This is a genomic window from Rhizobium sp. SL86, from assembly GCF_026672545.1.
Lineage (GTDB): Bacteria > Pseudomonadota > Alphaproteobacteria > Rhizobiales > Rhizobiaceae > Neorhizobium.
Genome location: NZ_JAPPRJ010000002.1, coordinates 301166 through 317855 on the forward strand (window position 1 = coordinate 301166; position 16690 = coordinate 317855).

The 16690-nt window shown below is 61.7% G+C and carries 15 protein-coding genes; 11 read left to right on the forward strand and 4 right to left on the reverse strand.

All coding sequences use genetic code 11. The annotated features are described in order from the left end of the window. Positions 1-7: 7 nt before the first annotated feature. Positions 8-928: a helix-turn-helix domain-containing protein gene (locus tag OU993_RS13635; protein ID WP_268158231.1), complete on the reverse strand. Its 921-nt coding sequence runs from the start codon at positions 926-928 to the stop codon at positions 8-10. Between the two features lie 154 nt (positions 929-1082). On the opposite strand from OU993_RS13635, the gene OU993_RS13640 reads away from it, so the two are divergent. The 7 genes from OU993_RS13640 to OU993_RS13670 all read left to right on the forward strand — a co-directional run bounded on the left by OU993_RS13640 (position 1083) and on the right by OU993_RS13670 (position 9813). Next, positions 1083-2315 carry an ABC transporter substrate-binding protein gene (locus OU993_RS13640; RefSeq protein ID WP_268158232.1) on the forward strand — a complete coding sequence of 411 codons (1233 nt, stop codon included), beginning with the start codon at positions 1083-1085 and terminating at the stop codon, positions 2313-2315. Positions 2316-2403: 88 nt separating this feature from the next. Beyond that, entirely contained in the window at positions 2404-3312 is a 909-nt protein-coding gene (locus tag OU993_RS13645) for a carbohydrate ABC transporter permease (protein WP_442792962.1), read from the forward strand. Continuing rightward, complete coding sequence (locus tag OU993_RS13650; RefSeq protein WP_268158234.1) at positions 3312-4163, forward strand: carbohydrate ABC transporter permease; 852 nt, start codon at positions 3312-3314, stop codon at positions 4161-4163. Before OU993_RS13645 ends, OU993_RS13650 begins: the two co-directional genes overlap by 1 nt. Then, positions 4160-6265 carry an alpha-galactosidase gene (locus tag OU993_RS13655; RefSeq protein ID WP_268158236.1) on the forward strand — a complete coding sequence of 702 codons (2106 nt, stop codon included), beginning with the start codon at positions 4160-4162 and terminating at the stop codon, positions 6263-6265. Before OU993_RS13650 ends, OU993_RS13655 begins: the two co-directional genes overlap by 4 nt. Then, on the forward strand, positions 6258-7352 hold the full coding sequence (locus OU993_RS13660; RefSeq protein ID WP_268158238.1) for an ABC transporter ATP-binding protein: 1095 nt from the start codon (positions 6258-6260) through the stop codon (positions 7350-7352). Before OU993_RS13655 ends, OU993_RS13660 begins: the two co-directional genes overlap by 8 nt. Beyond that, entirely contained in the window at positions 7352-9286 is a 1935-nt protein-coding gene (locus OU993_RS13665; RefSeq protein ID WP_268158240.1) for a beta-galactosidase, read from the forward strand. The genes OU993_RS13660 and OU993_RS13665 overlap by 1 nt, the downstream gene beginning before the upstream one ends. Positions 9287-9468: 182 nt before the next feature. Beyond that, entirely contained in the window at positions 9469-9813 is a 345-nt protein-coding gene (locus tag OU993_RS13670; RefSeq protein WP_268158242.1) for a hypothetical protein, read from the forward strand. A gap of 148 nt (positions 9814-9961) precedes the next feature. Here OU993_RS13670 and OU993_RS13675 read toward each other — a convergent pair whose 3' ends face one another. Next, complete coding sequence (locus tag OU993_RS13675) at positions 9962-10672, reverse strand: GntR family transcriptional regulator (protein WP_442792963.1); 711 nt, start codon at positions 10670-10672, stop codon at positions 9962-9964. Between the two features lie 134 nt (positions 10673-10806). Between OU993_RS13675 and OU993_RS13680 the strand changes: the two genes are divergently transcribed. Genes OU993_RS13680 through OU993_RS13695 form a run of 4 tightly spaced genes read left to right on the forward strand, consistent with a single transcriptional unit; the run spans position 10807 to position 15260 of the window. After that, entirely contained in the window at positions 10807-11859 is a 1053-nt protein-coding gene (locus OU993_RS13680) for an amidohydrolase family protein (RefSeq protein ID WP_268158247.1), read from the forward strand. 5 nt (positions 11860-11864) lie between these two features. Continuing rightward, the gene (locus OU993_RS13685; protein WP_268159662.1) at positions 11865-12758 is read left to right on the forward strand and encodes a VOC family protein; all 894 of its coding nucleotides are present in this window, start codon (positions 11865-11867) and stop codon (positions 12756-12758) included. Positions 12759-12810: 52 nt separating this feature from the next. Then, the gene (locus OU993_RS13690) at positions 12811-14370 is read left to right on the forward strand and encodes a bifunctional 3-(3-hydroxy-phenyl)propionate/3-hydroxycinnamic acid hydroxylase (RefSeq protein ID WP_268158249.1); all 1560 of its coding nucleotides are present in this window, start codon (positions 12811-12813) and stop codon (positions 14368-14370) included. A 41-nt stretch (positions 14371-14411) separates the two neighbouring features. Then, on the forward strand, positions 14412-15260 hold the full coding sequence (locus tag OU993_RS13695) for a fumarylacetoacetate hydrolase family protein (protein WP_268158251.1): 849 nt from the start codon (positions 14412-14414) through the stop codon (positions 15258-15260). A gap of 253 nt (positions 15261-15513) precedes the next feature. On the opposite strand, the gene OU993_RS13700 is transcribed toward OU993_RS13695, so the two are convergent. Both OU993_RS13700 and OU993_RS13705 read right to left on the reverse strand, forming a co-directional pair. Next, positions 15514-15936: a GlcG/HbpS family heme-binding protein gene (locus OU993_RS13700; RefSeq protein WP_268158253.1), complete on the reverse strand. Its 423-nt coding sequence runs from the start codon at positions 15934-15936 to the stop codon at positions 15514-15516. A 30-nt stretch (positions 15937-15966) separates the two neighbouring features. Continuing rightward, a complete protein-coding gene (locus OU993_RS13705; protein ID WP_268158254.1) occupies positions 15967-16626 on the reverse strand; it encodes a glutathione S-transferase family protein in 660 nt (219 codons plus the stop codon). Positions 16627-16690 lie beyond the last annotated feature (64 nt).

Sequence of the window (16690 nt, forward strand, 5' to 3'; positions counted from 1 at the left end):
TCTTATCTCATGCGGCGCTGGCGACCGGCCGCATCCGCCGGCGGAACTGCACGGGCTTCTCGCGAAACCGCTTCTGGAAGGCGTCATAGAAGGTCGATAGCGACCCGAAACCCGATTCATAGGCCACTTCCGTGATCGGCAGATCGGTCGCGATCAGGAGGGATTGCGCCGTGTCCAGCCGGTGGCGGATGATGGCCTGGTTGATGGTCATCCCCACGGCCTTGCGAAACAGTGTCATTGCGTAATTCGGATGCAGGCCCGCCGCCCGCCCCACATCTTCCGCGGAGATATCACCGAGGGCACCCTCGCCGATGAAACGCAGCATGTTTTCCACATGCACCACCCAATCCGCATCGCGCTGGCCGGAGGAGAGGATCGCCGCGCCCTGTTCGCGCAGATCCCGCCAGCCTTCGCGTTCGATCCGCATAACCCGGGCGGTCAATTCCGAGCGGACGATCTCCATCACCTCCGCATCACCCGACAGAAGCTCGTCGCGCCAACGAAGAAAGACGTCGCGGTCCCAGGGCCGGATGTCGAGCGCTTCAATCACCGCACCGCGAAAGACCGCATCGCGAAACCGGCTGAGGTTGGGAAAACCGAGGAAGACCGACATCGGCACATAAAGGCAGACAAAGCGCGTGCCTTCCGCGCGATCGATCACTTGATGCGGAATCATCCCCCAGAACAGGCAAAGACGGTTTTCATCCACCGTAAGTTCACGACCGTCAAACCAGTAGGTCATGTGGCCGTTGAGCACGAAATTCAACTCGATCTGGCTGTGCATGTGCGGACCCGCCATCCGCTGCACCTCAAGCTGGGTGCCGGCGCAAAAACGATGGTCCCCGAAGATCACCAGAGGGTGTCGCGGATCATGATCCGGATGTACCGGGACCGATTCATCCTGAATGTGAACGGCTTGCTGACCCATAGCTTAGGATTCCGGAAAACTTCGAGTGAAACGCGGTAGAAGGTTACGGATTTGCGCCCGATGATCAAGTCGAGCCTGGGAAAATTCATGGACAGTGGGGCTGTTCAGGGAGATGGCTTCTGAAATCACGCATGCCGGTCATAGGGAGGAAAACATGACCTTTACCAAGAGCCTTCAAGGCCTTGCGCTGTCCGTTGCGTTCATGTCGACGGCCGCATTCGCCGGTGAAATCACCATCAATTCCGATCATTCCGATCCCGTGCCGAAAAAGGCGATGGAGGAGCTGATCGCCGACTTCCAGAAGGCCAATCCCGATATCAAGGTGAAGTGGAACAACTTCGACCATGAGGGCTACAAATCTGCCATCCGCAACTTCCTGACCGCGGATGCGCCGGATGTCGCTGCCTGGTATGCGGGCAACCGTATGGAGCCCTTCGTCAAGGCCGGACTGTTTGCCGACGTCAGCGATGTCTGGAAAGCCAACGGGCTGAATGACCAGCTGAAGTCTGCTTCGTCTTCGATGACCATTGATGGCAAGCAGTGGGGCGTTCCCTACACCTACTATCAGTGGGGCATCTATTACCGCAAAGACATCTTCGCCGAGAAGGGCATTACGCCGCCGAAGACCTGGGCCGAACTTCTGGCCGCCTGCGAAAAGCTGAAGGCTGCCGGCATTACGCCCTTCACCATTGGCACCAAGGCTCTGTGGCCGACGGGCGGCTGGTTCGACTATCTCAACCTGCGCGTCAACGGCTACGAGTTCCACATGGAGCTCACCTCCGGCAAGGTTCCCTACACCGACCCGCGCGTCAAGGCGGTCTTCGAGAAGTGGGGCGAACTGGTGAAGCCCGGGTACTTCATTGCCAACCATGCCGCCATCGACTGGCAGGATGCCGTGCCGCAGATGGTGCAGGGCAAGGCCGCGATGTACCTGATGGGCAATTTTGCCGTGGCCACCATGAAGGACGGCGGCCTGAAGGAAGACCAGATCGGCTTCCTGCAGTTCCCGCAGATCACGCCCAACCTGCCGATGGCGGAAGAAGCGCCGACCGACACCTTCCACATTCCCGCCGGTGCGAAGAACAAGGAAGATGCCAAGAAATTCCTCGCCTATGTCGCCTCGCCCGAAGCGCAGTCGAAGATGAATGCGACGCTCGGCCAGCTTCCGGTCAACAACAAGGCCGAAAAGCCGCAGGATGCGTTCCTGAAGCAGGGTTTCGAGATGCTGTCCGGTGCCTATGCGCTGGCGCAATTCTATGACCGCGACGCCAATGCCGAAATGGCAAAGGCCGGCATGGAAGGCTTCCAGGAATTCATGGTAAAGCCGGACAAGGCTGACGCGATCCTCGCCCGTATCGAGAAAGTCCGCCAGCGCGTCTACAAATAAGAAATCCTCCCGGCGCCGGGTGCCACACCCTCCCAAAAGGAGGATGGTACCCGGTGCTTCTTGTCGTGAAAAATCCCGAGGTGTTGCCGTGACCAAGGCCGTCTCTTCCCCGCCGGGCTTCTGGACGAAAAACCAGCAGAAGCTCGCTCCCTGGCTGTTTCTTGCCCCCGGCTTCCTGATGTTCATCATCTACGTGCTGGTGCCGATCGTCCAATCCATCTGGATCAGCTTTCACGATTGGGACGGGCTGGGAGAAAAGGTCTGGATCGGTCTTGGCAACTATGTCGAACTTCTGGACGACGATAGCTTCTACACCTCGCTGAAGAACAACGTCATCTGGCTGGTGCTTTATCTGTTGTCGATTCCGGCCGGGCTCGCGGTTGCGCTCTTCCTCAACCAGACCGTCACCGGCATCCGGCTCTACAAGTCGCTCTTCTTCTTCCCGTTCGTGATCAGCCAGGTGGTCGTCGGGCTGATGTTCACCTGGTTCTATGCCCCGGATTTCGGCCTGTTCTCGAAGCTGATCGAATGGTTGACGGGCGAGCAGGTCGCGGTTCTCGCCGACGAACGTTTCGTCACCTATGGCATCATCGCCGCCGGCCTCTGGCCGCAGACGGCCTATTGCATGATCCTCTATCTGACCGGTCTCAACAACATCAATCCCGAACAGGTGGAAGCCGCGCGTATGGACGGCGCCAAAGGGATGAAGCTCCTGTGGTTCGTCATCCTGCCGCAACTGGCGCCCGCCACCTTTATCGCCATGGTCGTGACCGTCATCGGTTCGCTGCGGTCCTTTGATCTCGTCTCGATCATGACGGCCGGTGGACCTTACGGCTCGAGCCAGGTCCTTTCGTATTTCATGTATGAACAGGCGCTGTCCGAATACGGTTTCCGCATGGGTTATGGCGCGGCCATCGCCGTGGTGCTGTTCCTCATCATGATGGTCTTCATCACGCTCTTCATCGTGCGCATGCTTTCCCAGGAAAGGAACGCCTGATGTTTCCGACCCCTATCCAGAAGGCCAGCCCTTTCGTCCAGACGGCCTACAAGATCGTGCTGCCGCTGGCGCTCGTCCTATGGCTTCTGCCGCTGATCGGCGTCGCCATCACCTCGGTGCGTCCCGCAAGCGATCTTGCAGCTGGCAACTACTTCGGCATTCCCTCAGGCTTTGCGGGCCTCGAGAACTATACGGCCGTGTTCCGCGATTCGCCGATCGGCCTTTACATCCTGAACTCGTTCAAGGTGACGATCCCGACCGTGATCGGCGCGGTGGCGCTTTCCTGCCTCACCGGTTTTGCGCTGGCCGTCTATCGGTTCAAGGGTAATCTCCTGCTCTTTTTCATGTTCGTGGCCGGCAACTTCATCCCGTTCCAGATCCTGATGGTCCCGGTGCGGGATATGACGCTGCGTGCCGGGCTTTACGATACGACGCTCGGTCTGGTGCTCTTCCATGTCGCCTTCCAGACGGGTTTTTGCACGCTCTTCATGCGCAACTTCATCAAGGGCCTGCCGTTTGCGCTGATCGAGTCCGCCCGCGTCGAGGGCGTCTCCGAATGGCGGATTTTTCGCTACATTGTGCTGCCCTTGATGCGCCCTGCCATCGCAGCGCTGTCTGTGCTCGTCTTCACCTTCGTCTGGAATGACTATTTCTGGGCGACGGTGCTGGTTCAGGGCCAGCATGCCATGCCCGTGACCGCCGGGCTTTATTCGCTGAACGGCCAGTGGGTTGCCGCCTGGCACCTGGTTTCCGCCGGTTCGATTGTCGCGGCCCTGCCGCCGGTCGCCATGTTCTTCCTGATGCAGCGGCATTTCATTGCCGGCCTGACGCTTGGAGCCACCAAGGGATGAGTGACATTGTAAGTATCGGCTCCGGCGATTTCGCCCTGAGCCTCAGGCTGCCCGAGCTCGGCATGCCGGAAATCCTCAGTTTTGGACAGGCCGCCGCCACGGTCGATCCCCTGTTCAATGTCGATCGCTCCAGCCGCGTCAATGGCATGGACATTGCCGTGCCATCGGCCGTCCTGCTGCCCACCGGCGGCATGGGCTTCTTCGGCTGGCCGGCGATTGCGGGGCATCGGCGTGGCCGTGATTTCGTCGCGCAATTCGGCGGATGGCGCGTCGAGCGCGACAATGACCACACCATGCTTTCGGCCGCCGATCCCGTGGCAAGGCTGTCGCTGTCGATCACCCTCAAGGCTCATGCGAGCGGCCTGATCTCGATGGCAACGACGCTCACCAATGACGGCGATGAGGATTACCAGCTCGATCGGTGCATGGCGGCCACCTTCCTGGCACCCGCCGGGGCCGTAGAGGTCATGAGCTTCACCGGCATGTGGGGGCGAGAGTTCCAGACCCGGCGCGAGCTGCTGGGCAACGGCATCTGGAGCCAGGAGAGCCGGCGCGGCCGCACCTCGCATGACCGTTTTCCGATGCTGTTCGTCGAAGGCGCTGGCCAGCGCTTCGGCGTCACGCTGGGCTTCAGCGGCAACCATCAGATCGTCATCGACCGCACGGATGACGGTCAGCGGCTGATTCATCTTGGCGAGCTTTTCGAGCCTGGCGAGATGATCCTTGCCCCCGGCGCCCGCTATGAAAGCCCGGTGGCCTATGCCGCCCCGGATAGCGCCAGCTTCCAGGCCTTCGTGCGCGATGAACTGCTGACCTGGCCAAACGGGTCGATGAGCCCGAGGCCGGTCACGCTGAACACCTGGGAAGGCAATTATTTCGACCACCAGATGGAGTCTCTGAAGGCTCAGGCCACGGCTGCTGCGGAGCTTGGCATCGAGCGCTTCGTGCTCGACGACGGCTGGTTCGGCCGGCGCGACGACGACACGACGAGCCTTGGCGATTGGGACATCGATCCGCGAAAATATCCCGACGGGCTGAAGCCGCTCGTCGATCACGTGACCGGGCTCGGCATGCAGTTCGGCATCTGGTTCGAGCCGGAAATGGTCAATCCCGTCTCCGAGCTTTATAAGGCTCACCCCGATTGGGCTTTGACGATCGAGGGGCGCCCGATCCTGCAATCGCGTACGCAGCTGGTCCTGGACCTGACGCGGCCCGAGGTTTCCGACTACCTGTTTTCCAAGGTTGACGCGGTGCTTGCCAACCATGCCGTCTCCTACATCAAGTGGGACATGAACCGCGACCTGACCCATGCGGGCGGTCGCGATGGCAAAGCGAAGTTTGCCGCACAGACCCGTGCGGTCTATGCGCTGATGGATCGTGTCCGGGCAGCGCATCCGAGCGTCGAGATCGAAAGCTGCGCTTCCGGCGGTGGCCGCATCGATTACGGCGTGCTGGCGCGGACCCATCGGGTCTGGACCTCCGATTGCACCGATGCGCTGGAACGGCTGGAGATCCAGCGTGGCGCGTCCCGTTTCGTGCCGCCGGAAATCCTGGGCAGCCATATCTCCGCCTCGCCGAACCACCAGACCGGCCGCCGGCACACGCTCGCCTTCCGTGCCCTGGTGGCGATGGCCTACCATCTCGGCGTCGAGCTTAACCCGCTGGAGCTCACGGGCGACGAACGCGACGAGCTCAAGGTCTACGTCGAGACCTACAAGCGACTGCGTGGCCTTCTCCACGCGCCGGGCGCGAATTTCCAGATGGAACCGATCGATGGCCGCTACGTCTGGGGTGCCGCCAGCGCCGACAAGATCGTGCTGATCGTCGCGCAGGGCCCGCAGATGGTGGGCGAGCAGCCCGCGCCGTTGAAGCTGCCGGCTGCCATTGCTGGCTTTGGCGGGCAGTGGACGATCACAAATGTTCTGCCGGTCACGCCGGAGTTCATCCGCATCTCGGAAGGTCAGACGCGGCTTTTGTCAGGCGCGGTTGCCTTCAATCTGGAAAGCGCCGGCGTTGTGGGCCTGCCGCTGCCGATGCTGCGGCCGGAAAGCGCCATGCTGCTCGAACTCATTCCTTCAAAGGGGGGCAACACCCATGGCTGATGTCAGCCTTCGCAAAGTCAAAAAACAGTTCGGTGCGCTCGATGTCATCAAGGGCGTCGATCTTGACGTGCAAGACGGGGAATTCTGCGTTTTCGTCGGCCCGTCCGGCTGCGGAAAATCGACGCTGCTGCGCATGATTGCGGGCCTTGAGGAGATCACCTCGGGCGAACTTTCGATCGGTGGGCGCGACATGACGAAGGTCGGTCCGTCGGAGCGCGGTGTCGCGATGGTCTTCCAGTCCTACGCGCTTTATCCGCACATGACGGTCGCCGAAAACATCGGCTTTGGCCTCAAAATGACCGGCCATTCAAAGGAGCTGATTGCTGAACGCACGGCCCGCGCCGCCAAGATGCTGCAGCTTGATGCGCTGCTCAAGCGCAAGCCCGGCCAGTTGTCCGGCGGTCAGCGTCAGCGCGTCGCCATCGGTCGCGCCATCGTGCGCAATCCGGAAGTGTTCCTGTTTGACGAGCCGCTGTCGAACCTTGATGCGGCCCTGCGCGTTCAGATGCGCACGGAGCTTTCCAAGCTGCACCAGGACCTGAAGGCAACGATGATCTATGTGACCCATGACCAGGTCGAAGCCATGACCATGGCCGACAAGATCGTCGTGCTGTCGGCCGGCAGGATCGAACAGGTCGGCTCGCCACTCGAACTCTACCACCGGCCGAACAACCTCTTCGTGGCGGGGTTCATCGGTTCGCCGAAGATGAACTTCCTGAAGGTGACGGTTGCGGCCGGGGCGGGTGGTTCGTTGAACATCGCCCTGCCTGGTGCCGCACTCCAGCTGCCGAGCCACGGCGTGTCTGTCGAGGGCGGTGAAATGACGCTGGGCCTGCGCCCCGAGCATATCGACGCGACCGGCAAGGGTGATGTCGTCATCGAGGCAACGGTGAAGCTTGCCGAATATCTCGGTTCGGAGACGCTCTTCTTTGTGACGCTGAGCGATGGTTCTGAACTGGCGGTCAAGGCCGATGGTCTCGCGCGCGAAAAGCCGGGTGAGACGATCCGGCTCGGAATCAATGCGAAGGCCTGTCATCTGTTCGATGCGAACGGGCTTGCCGTCATCAATGGGGATCTGACACGATAATGCTGGGCGTTTGTTATTACCCGGAACACTGGGACGAAAGCCGCTGGGAAACCGATGCGCGGCGCATGGTTGAACTCGGGATCTCCTTCGTTCGGATCGGCGAATTCGCCTGGTCGCGGATTGAACCCGCCCGTGACCGTTTCGAATTCGCCTGGCTTGACCGGGCGATGGATATCCTCGCCAAGGCGGGGCTGAAGATCGTGCTCGGCACGCCGACGGCAACGCCGCCGAAATGGCTGGTGGATGAATGCCCGGACATCATTCCCTATGACAAGGACGGCAAACCGCGTGGCTTCGGCTCTCGCCGCCACTACACCTTTTCCTCCGAGACGTGGTGGAAGGAGAGCGCCCGTATCGTCGAGATCGTCGCGAAACGTTACGGCGAGCATCCGGGTCTTGCCGGCTGGCAGACGGATAACGAATATGGCTGCCACGACACCACGATATCCTGGGGTCCGGAGGACCTGAAGAGCTTCAAGCGCTGGCTGCGCCTGCGCTACCAGTCCGTTGACCAGCTGAACGAGGCCTGGGGCACGGTCTTCTGGTCCATGGAATTGAACGGCTTCGATGAGGTGGTCCTGCCCAACCTGACCGTAACGGAACCCAATCCGGCTACACGTCTGGATTTCTGGCGCTTTCATTCGGATCAGGTGGCAGCTTATGACCGGATGCAGTGCGACATCATCCGCAAACATTCGCCGGACCGCTGGATCACCCATAACTTCATGGGTTTCATCCTCGATTTCGATCACTTCAAGGTCGGCGACAATCTCGATCTCGCCTCCTGGGACAGCTACCCGATCGGTTTTGTCGAGAAGTTCCCGTTCTCGGAGGCTGAACGCAACCGCTGGGCCGAGACCTCGCATCCGGACATCGCCCCCTTCCATCACGATCTCTACCGCGCTGTCGGCAAGGGCCGGTTCTGGGTCATGGAGCAGCAGCCGGGGCCGGTGAACTGGGCTCCCTGGAACCCGGTGCCGAAACCCGGCATGGTGCGGCTGTGGACCTGGGAGGCGCTGGCGCATGGCGCGGAAGTGGTCAGCTATTTCCGCTGGCGCCAAGCAACCTTCGCGCAGGAGCAGATGCATGCCGGCCTCAACCTCGCCGGTCTCGACGAATGGTCACCGGGCGGGTTGGAAGCCCGTCAGGTGGCAAAGGAACTGGCCGCGCTCGGCGCCCTGCCGGAGACGGACCGCGCGCCGGTCGCGCTGGTGTTCGATTACCAGAGCTACTGGACAACGATGATCCAGCCGCAGGGTCGTGACTTCCGTTACGAGGAACTCTGCTTCCGCTGGTATGAGGCGCTGCGTCGCCTTGGCCTGAACGTCGATTTCGTGCGCCCCGGCGCGAGCCTTGACGGCTATCCGCTTGTCGTCGTGCCCTGCATGACGGAAGTGGACGAGGCCACCCGTGCAGCGCTGGAGACGGCAAGTGGCACCGTTTTGATCGGCGCGCGCAGCGGCTCACGCGACCGCAACTTCCGTTTCCCGGAAAACTTGCCGCCCGGCCCACTTGCCGATCTCACCGGCAATCGCGTCATCCAGGTGGCAACCCTGCGCCCGGGCCTGTCTGATCCGGTTAGTGGCGCGGTATCGGGCGCCGGCATCCGCTGGCGCGAATGCCTCGAGGCCTCGGGAAGTGTGCTGGCCACCTTCGAAAACGGCAGCGCGGCTCTGACGGAAAAGGGAAGGGTGCTCTACCTCGCCTGCTGGGCGAATGAAGCGCTGCTTTCGGACGTCCTGAGCCTTGCGGCGCAGAAGGCCGGTCTGACCACGCTGACTGTGCCGGATTTCATCCGCATCCGCCGGCGCGGAAACCTGGTTTTCGCCTTCAACTATGGCACACAGGCCTGGACCCTGCCCGAAGGCGCCGTTCCGGTTCTGGGCGAGACGGTTCTTCAGCCACAGGCGGTTGCTGCCTGGCGGGTTGCATAAGACAGAGATCCGTTCCGCGCGGCCTCTCTTTGGTCGGACGTTTCCACCGTCCGACCAAAGAGAGGCCGCGCCCTACTTTTTCCAATAAGGCGCACCGGTTGTGACGGGATTGGCCTTTCGCCTGATCGTGATATGATCGATCCCGTGTGGTCGAGCACACCCCTTGAGACGGTGGGAACATCATGATCGACGAAATCGCCAAGGTCTCGCCCGTGTCAGGAACGGGAGCCACCAGGAAGGACTGGAGCACATCGATCGAATCCGAACCGGACCGCGCTTGGGTGGCGGAACGGCAGGATCAGATCACGGGCGACCTCCAGAGGCTGAACGAGAGACTGGCGGAAGAGCGCCAAGGCGAGGTCGATGAGGAGCGTCCCGCCGGGCACGGGGCAGATCGTCGTGGGCAGTCGGAAGATCCGGACGAGGCTGCGGAGAGCGAGCCACGATTGTCCGGCGAAAGCCTCTGCATCGGCGAGGGCAATCTGGAGGAAGACGTCCCCTTCGGACAGCATGTGGGTTTTGTCTAAGGCTGAATGCTCGCCGAAATGCCTGCCCCACCGAACATGACCTGGACACTCTTCGCGCGATCGTCATGCGGCGTTGTGGGTCTTGACGATGATGCCGTTGGCGTGACCGAAGGCCACCGCGGCGACCTAGGACGGAGTCCAGGCGGTCTCAGGATGCCGGCTGTATAGTGTTGTTGGCTTCTGTCGACTCGAGATCGGTGCGGATGAACGCGGCCGTTTGTTCGTAATGAAGCTGAAGCAGGCGAACAGCCTCTTCGATGTTGCGATCCATCACCGCCTTCAGGATATCGCCGTGTTCCTGGTTGACCTTGCGTACGCGAAACGCCTTGCGGCTGGAGAGCGCCCGGTAGCGGTTCAGTCTGTCCGCCAACTGTTCGCAGAAACCGATCAGGGGGCGTGAGCCGCAGCCGTCGATCAGTTTGGCGTGAAACGCCCGGTGCAGCCGTTCCCACTCCGGATTGCTTTCGAAACGCTCAGGGTTCAAGGATCGCGGAGCGCGCTCCAGGCGATGGTGCGCAACCAGCAGGGCCTCCTCCCAGGCAGCATTGGCATTCGACATGGATTCGCGAAGCGCCAAACCCTCGACCCAGCAGCGCGTCTTCGTCAGTTCTCCCAATTCTTCAAGGCTGATCGGTTTGACGAAAAAACCGCGCTGCTCCTTGCCGATGACCAGATCTTCCGTCGTCAGGCGATTCAATGCCTCGCGCAGCGGCGTCTGGCCCGCCTCGTAGTGTTCCATCAGGAAACGCAGCTGCAGCTTCCGGCCGGGCTCCAGCGCCGCCGAGAGAATGTCGTCCTTCAGGCGTTCGTAAACGCTGGTTGCCCGCGTGGCGGGGCTGTCGGCCGCTCTGCTCGGCATGTCGATCATCATGTGGTTCCACCGCTTCCTTTTCGATTTCATATACAGCAGCGCGCGCCAAAGCAAAATTTATAAATTATGGCTTTACGCAGCAAAGTTTGTAGAATACCAAATGATCATCGGAGGAAATGGACATGAGCCAAGGCTTGAACAGGGCAGGACGCTTCAGGAGCGGTTGTGGCTGTGTCGGTATCGACGTCCATTGCCATGTGGTCCCTTCCAGCTTTCCGTCGGTGCCGGGCGGAGGATCGCTTTCTGGATGGCCGTCGATGACACCCGTCCAGGATTGCCACGCAACCGTGGTGATCAACGACAAGCCCTACCGCACGGTGAATGATGCCTGCTGGGTGGCCGAGCGTCGGATCGAGGAGATGGATCGCGCCGGCATTGCCGTCCAGGTGCTCTCTCCCATGCCGGAACTGTTCGGTTACTGGATCGATGCCGAAGCGGCTTCGCATCTCGTTCGTCACGTCAATGATGTGATTGCGGCCCTGGTGCAGGAAGGGCAGGGGCGTTTCGTAGGCCTCGGCGGTTTGCCGATGCAGGACATCGATCTTGCGATTGCCGAATTGCAGCGCCTCATGGCCTTGCCCGGATTTTCAGGTGTCGAAGTCGGCAGCAATATCAATTGCGTCGCCATAGGCGATCCGCGTTTTGATCCCCTTTTTGCCGAGGCCGAGCGGCTGGGTGCTGCCGTCTTCGTTCACGCAGTGCGCCCGGCCGGCATGGATCGCCTGGTGGGACCCGCGCCGTTGCAGCAGATCCTGGCCTATCCGACCGATGTCGGGCTGGCCGCCGCCTCCGTCATCACCGGCGGGCTCCTGCAGAAATTTCCAGGACTGCGCATCGCCTTCAGCCACGGCGGCGGAACATTTGCGGCCCTGCTGCCGCGTCTCGAACAGGGCTACCATACCTTCCCGGCCATGCGCGACAGCCTGCCCGAGGCGCCCGTGGCTCTGGCACGCAAGCTTTACGTCGACGCGTTGGTTTTTGACGAGGACATGCTGAGGCGGATCGTCTCCGTCTTCGGTGAGGACCGGGTCATGATCGGCACGGACTACCCATTCAATTTCCGGGAAAAGGAACCGATTTCCCGGGTCGAACAGGCCTTTGATGATGCCAGCTTGCGGGAACGCCTCACGTTCCGCAATGCGCTGGCCTTCCTTGCCCTGGAGGAGGAGATTTGATGGATATGATTGACTTTCCCGTGATTGGCCTGCGCAGCGTCGAACTGGGGACGCCGGATCTTGCCGGATCGGTGGATTTCTATACGCGGGTCTGGGGGCTGGAAAAGGTTGCCGAGGTTGGCGACAAAGTCTTCCTGGCCGCGACCGGTGATGATTGCCACGTGCTGGAACTGAAGCAGAGCGACCGCTCTGAACTGCGCAAGATCACCTTCCGGGTCCGCTCGGCGGAGGATCTCGCCGCGCTTTACGAAAGGACGGTGGCCTTTGGCTGCACGGTGCTGCGCGAGCCGGGCGCTGCCGATCCGCTGACCGGCGGGCGCAGGTTCGTCGTGCGCGAACCGCAGGGTTCGGTTCTGGAATTCGTGCATGGTGACCGGCGCAGGCAGGCGACCGTCGTGCCGAACCGTGTGCTGCGTCTGGCGCATGTCAACATCAACAGCGCCGACATCGAGGCGTTGTCGGATTTCTACCGCACGGTGCTCGGCTTCCGCCTGACCGACCGCTCCAAGATGATGGCGTTTCTCAGCTGCAACAGCGATCACCATGCCGTGGTGCTGGCCGAAGCCGCGGCACATGGGCTGAACCATATCGCTTTCCTGATGCCGGATCTGGAATCGGTGATGCGTGGCTCCGGCCTCGTTGTCGATCATGGCATTCCGATCGGCTGGGGTGTTGGCCGCCACGGCCCCGGCGACAATGTCTTTGCCTATTTCGTCGACCCGACGGGGGTCGTCATCGAATACACGGCGGAAGTTCTCCAGGTGGATGAAACCTACCGCGTGAAGGGACCGGACGAATGGGTGTGGCCACCCGGACGGACAGACCATTGGGGCATTGCGCCGCCGAAGAGCGAGGCCTGCAAGAAGGCACAGATCTCCATCGGATTTTCCGGCGCCTGAGGCCGCCGTCCTACGTTATGCAAGAGGCTTATCCGTGACGAACGAGATTTCAATGACAGACCGTTATGATGTGCTGGTGGTCGGTTTCGGCCCCGCCGGCGCCGTTGCCGCCGGCATGCTGGGCGCGCGCGGTCACTCCACCCTGGTCGTCGACCGGTTGACCGACATCTACGACAAACCGCGCGCCATCGCGATCGACCATGAGATCCTGCGCCATTTCGACAATATGGGCGTTGCCGATCAGGTGATGCCTTACATCGCGCCCTTCACCGCCTCGCAGCATTTCGGCGCCAAGGGCCAGCTCATCCGCCGCATCGATATGGTGCCGGAACCCTACCCGCTCGGTTACACGCCGAGCATGGTCTTCACCCAGCCGCCGGTTGAGGCCGTCTTGCGCACCCACGCCGAGAGCTTTGATTGCGTCACGGTTTCGTTGGGCGTCGAGATGATCGACCTCGACATCCGCGAAGACGAGGTCGTCGCAACGCTGAAGGAGGCCTCGGGCGAGACCCGGATGGTTGCCGCACGTTACCTGATCGGCTGCGATGGCGCATCGAGCCGGGTGCGCGAGCTTGCCGGCATCAAGTTGGAGGATCTGGTGTTCGACGAGCCGTGGCTCGTGATCGACGTGCTGGTCAACGACGCGGGACTTGCCAAGCTTCCGGAGACCTCTGCGCAGTTTTGCGATCCCGCCCGTCCTGCAAGCTTTATCATGGGGCCGAAGAACCACCGTCGCTGGGAAATCATGCTTCTGCCGGGTGAAGATCCGCGGCAGATGGCATTGCCGGACAATGTCTGGCGGCTGCTTTCGCCGTGGTTGACGCCGCAGGATGGGGAATTGTGGCGCGCCGCCGCTTACCGCTTCCACGCCCTGGTGGCAGACGACTGGACAAAGGGCCGGGTCGTCATTGCCGGCGATGCCGCCCACCAGCAGCCGCCCTTCATCGGCCAGGGCATGTGCCAGGGCCTGCGTGATGTGTCCAACCTGATCTGGCGGCTTGACCGCATCCTGAAGGGCCAGTCGGAGGACAGCCTGCTGGCAAGCTACACACAGGAGCGCAAGCGCCATGTCGAGACGCTGACGGGCCGGATAAAGGCCATCGGTCAGGCGATCTGCGAACGCGATCCCTACGCTGCGGCTGCCCGCGATGCCCGTATCCTTGCCGATGGCGGTGGAAAGCCGCTGGTGATCACCCGCCAGGAAATCGTGCCGCCGATCGAGGTGGGCCTGATCGCTGCGGAAGGCACGCCGGCGCGCGGCCTGCTCTTCCCTCAGCCGGCGATCCTCGAGAACGGCGAAAGCCGCCTTCTCGATCACTTCACCGGCCCGACCTGGCGTTTGGTGCTGGACGGTCGCCGGGTCACGCAGGCGCAGGCCAAGGCGCTTGCGACCGCAATCGAAGGGCTGAGGGTTGTTGCCGTCGCCCCCGAAGGCGCGGATACGGCCGACGGCGCCGCGCTGCACGAAAAGGATGGGGTCCTGACCGGCTGGTTTGAACGGCATGGCGCCGTCGCCGCGCTCGTGCGACCGGATCATTACGTCTTCGGGGCCGCTGCCGACCTCGATGCTCTTCACCAACAGATACAGGATCTCGGTGCGCGTCTCGCCTGAGACACCCGGCATCCGCTCAACCGATTTGAAGGAGTAACCGCATGAGACTTTCCACCGTCAAGATCGCCGGACGCACCACCTGGGGCGTGATCGAAGGCGAGACCTTCCGCGATGCCGGTGCCGTCCTGGCCGACCGGTATGCGGACCTGAAGGCGGCCGTAACCGCAGGCCTCGAAGGTGTTGCCGAGGCTGCGGGAAAGGCTGCCGCATTCCAGCTCTCGGAGATCGAATGGCTGCCGGTCATTCCGAACCCGGACAAGATCCTTTGCGTCGGGTTGAACTACGAGATGCATCGCAAGGAAACCGGCCGCGCCGAAGTCGAGAACCCGACCATTTTTGCGCGCTATTCCAACAGCCAGACGGGTCACCTGAAGCCGATCATCCGGCCGAAGGTTTCGACCGAGCTGGACTATGAAGGGGAACTCGCCGTCATCATCGGCAAGCCGGGCCGCTACATCTCCCGCGAGGATGCGCTTGGCCATATTGCCGGCTTCGCCTGCTACAATGACGGCAGCGTGCGCGACTACCAGCGCCATACGCACCAGTTCACGCCGGGCAAGAATTTCCCCGACACAGGCGCCTTCGGCCCCTGGATGATGACGCCGGACGAACTCGGCCCGCTCGATGCACTGCGCATCCAGACGCGCCTGAACGGCGAGGTGGTGCAGGACGCAACCTTCAGCCAGATGATTTTCGATATCGCCCGGCAGATCGAATATTGCTCCAGCTTCACACGGCTGGAAGCCGGCGACGTGATCGCATCCGGCACGCCCGGTGGTGTCGGCGCCAAGCGCACCCCGCCGCTCTGGATGAAGCCGGGTGACATTGTCGAGGTCGAGATCGACCGGCTCGGTATCCTGCGCAATCCGATCACGGACGAGCAGGGCTGACCTGAGACAGAGCGACAGCGCAGCGGAACCCACCGATCATGTGGTTCCGCTACGCCGCCTAACTGTTGCTGCATGCTCTGGCAGAAAGAACGGCAATCACTCCAGCATCAAAAACAGTCGGTGTGCGCTCTGTTCGGCCCACTTGCCGACGCATTCGCGAACTGTTTCGGTATGCCGAAATAAATGAGCCCCCTGCAGCCGCACCGGTAACGGCTGCAGGGGGCTTCTTGCATCCTGCCCTTGGAGGTGAGGGTCAGGGCGCGGGGAAAAGCTCAACCTTGGCGATGCCTGCCAGGGCTGCGATCTCGTCATTGTCGCCCACGTCGCCGGAGATGCCGATCGCGCCGAGCACGTTCTTTTCAGCGTCCAGGATCAGGACGCCGCCAGGGGAGGGCACCATCCGCCCGCCGCTGATCGAGGTCAGCGTGGAGATGAAGGTCGGGTTCTTGGCGGCTCGCTGGGTGAGTTCGCGCGAACCAAAACCCATGCCGAGCGAGCCCCAGGCCTTGCCGTAGGCGATATCGAAGCGGACGATGCCTGCGCCGTCCTCGCGTTTGTAGGCGATCAGATGGCCACCGGCATCCAGCACCGCAACGGCGAGCGGCTGGAAGCCGCGCCTGCGGGCCTCGGCCAGTGCTTCGTCGATGATCTCATTGGCAATTGCAAGTGTAAGCATAACGGAGGAAACCTTCCTTCTACGGCGATTTCAGACAAACATGGACAGCATGCCAAGTGGACCTGGCGGGCGGGGGATCGAAAAGGAGACGCTTCTCCAGTCGGTCGCTTTCGGCCGATCGAGGCAGCGCATCAACCAGGCGTCAAGATTGGCAAATGCCGTCAGGTCGATGCGGGCGATCGGGCCGAGCGTCATGACGGATGCGACATTGAGGTCTGCTACCGTGAAACGGTCGCCGGTCAGGTAAGGCTGCTCGGCCAGAAGGTTGTCCAGCACCGTCCATGGGCGGTTGAGCTTTGCCAGCGCAACGTCGCGCTCTTCGGCCGAGCGCTTGTCGGGTGCAAAAAGTGTTGCGTTGGCGGCGGCCAGAAGCAGCGGCTTTTCCACCTCGTTTTCAACCCAGAGCGACCACTGCATCATCAGCGCCTCTTCCTGCAGATCGGTCGGGCCGAGAGGGCCGCCGAACTTCTTGGCCAGATACAGGTTGATCGCAAGCGACTCGAAGAGAACGAAACCGTCGTCATCGAGGACCGGAACCCGGCCATTAGGGTTCAGTCGCAGAAACTCCGCCTTGCGTGTGCTGCCATCCTGAAAATTGGTCGGTTCGTGCCTGAAATCGAGATCCAGTTCACGCAGCATCCAGGCACAACGGTTTGCCCGCGAGTGCAGCGAGCCATACAAAGTGATCATGACATCCTCCCCTCTTGTGAATCAAGCAATCTCCCGCCGCCATCTTTCGACGGTGACGGGAGAT

Coding starts and splice junctions, on each gene's coding strand:
- OU993_RS13635 (WP_268158231.1), bottom strand. CDS start 928: ATGGGTCAGCAAGCCGTTCACATTCAGGATGAATCGGTCCCGGTACAT.
- OU993_RS13640 (WP_268158232.1), top strand. CDS start 1,083: ATGACCTTTACCAAGAGCCTTCAAGGCCTTGCGCTGTCCGTTGCGTTC.
- OU993_RS13650 (WP_268158234.1), top strand. CDS start 3,312: ATGTTTCCGACCCCTATCCAGAAGGCCAGCCCTTTCGTCCAGACGGCC.
- OU993_RS13655 (WP_268158236.1), top strand. CDS start 4,160: ATGAGTGACATTGTAAGTATCGGCTCCGGCGATTTCGCCCTGAGCCTC.
- OU993_RS13660 (WP_268158238.1), top strand. CDS start 6,258: ATGGCTGATGTCAGCCTTCGCAAAGTCAAAAAACAGTTCGGTGCGCTC.
- OU993_RS13665 (WP_268158240.1), top strand. CDS start 7,352: ATGCTGGGCGTTTGTTATTACCCGGAACACTGGGACGAAAGCCGCTGG.
- OU993_RS13670 (WP_268158242.1), top strand. CDS start 9,469: ATGATCGACGAAATCGCCAAGGTCTCGCCCGTGTCAGGAACGGGAGCC.
- OU993_RS13675 (WP_442792963.1), bottom strand. CDS start 10,672: ATGCCGAGCAGAGCGGCCGACAGCCCCGCCACGCGGGCAACCAGCGTT.
- OU993_RS13680 (WP_268158247.1), top strand. CDS start 10,807: ATGAGCCAAGGCTTGAACAGGGCAGGACGCTTCAGGAGCGGTTGTGGC.
- OU993_RS13685 (WP_268159662.1), top strand. CDS start 11,865: ATGATTGACTTTCCCGTGATTGGCCTGCGCAGCGTCGAACTGGGGACG.
- OU993_RS13690 (WP_268158249.1), top strand. CDS start 12,811: ATGACAGACCGTTATGATGTGCTGGTGGTCGGTTTCGGCCCCGCCGGC.
- OU993_RS13695 (WP_268158251.1), top strand. CDS start 14,412: ATGAGACTTTCCACCGTCAAGATCGCCGGACGCACCACCTGGGGCGTG.
- OU993_RS13700 (WP_268158253.1), bottom strand. CDS start 15,936: ATGCTTACACTTGCAATTGCCAATGAGATCATCGACGAAGCACTGGCC.
- OU993_RS13705 (WP_268158254.1), bottom strand. CDS start 16,626: ATGATCACTTTGTATGGCTCGCTGCACTCGCGGGCAAACCGTTGTGCC.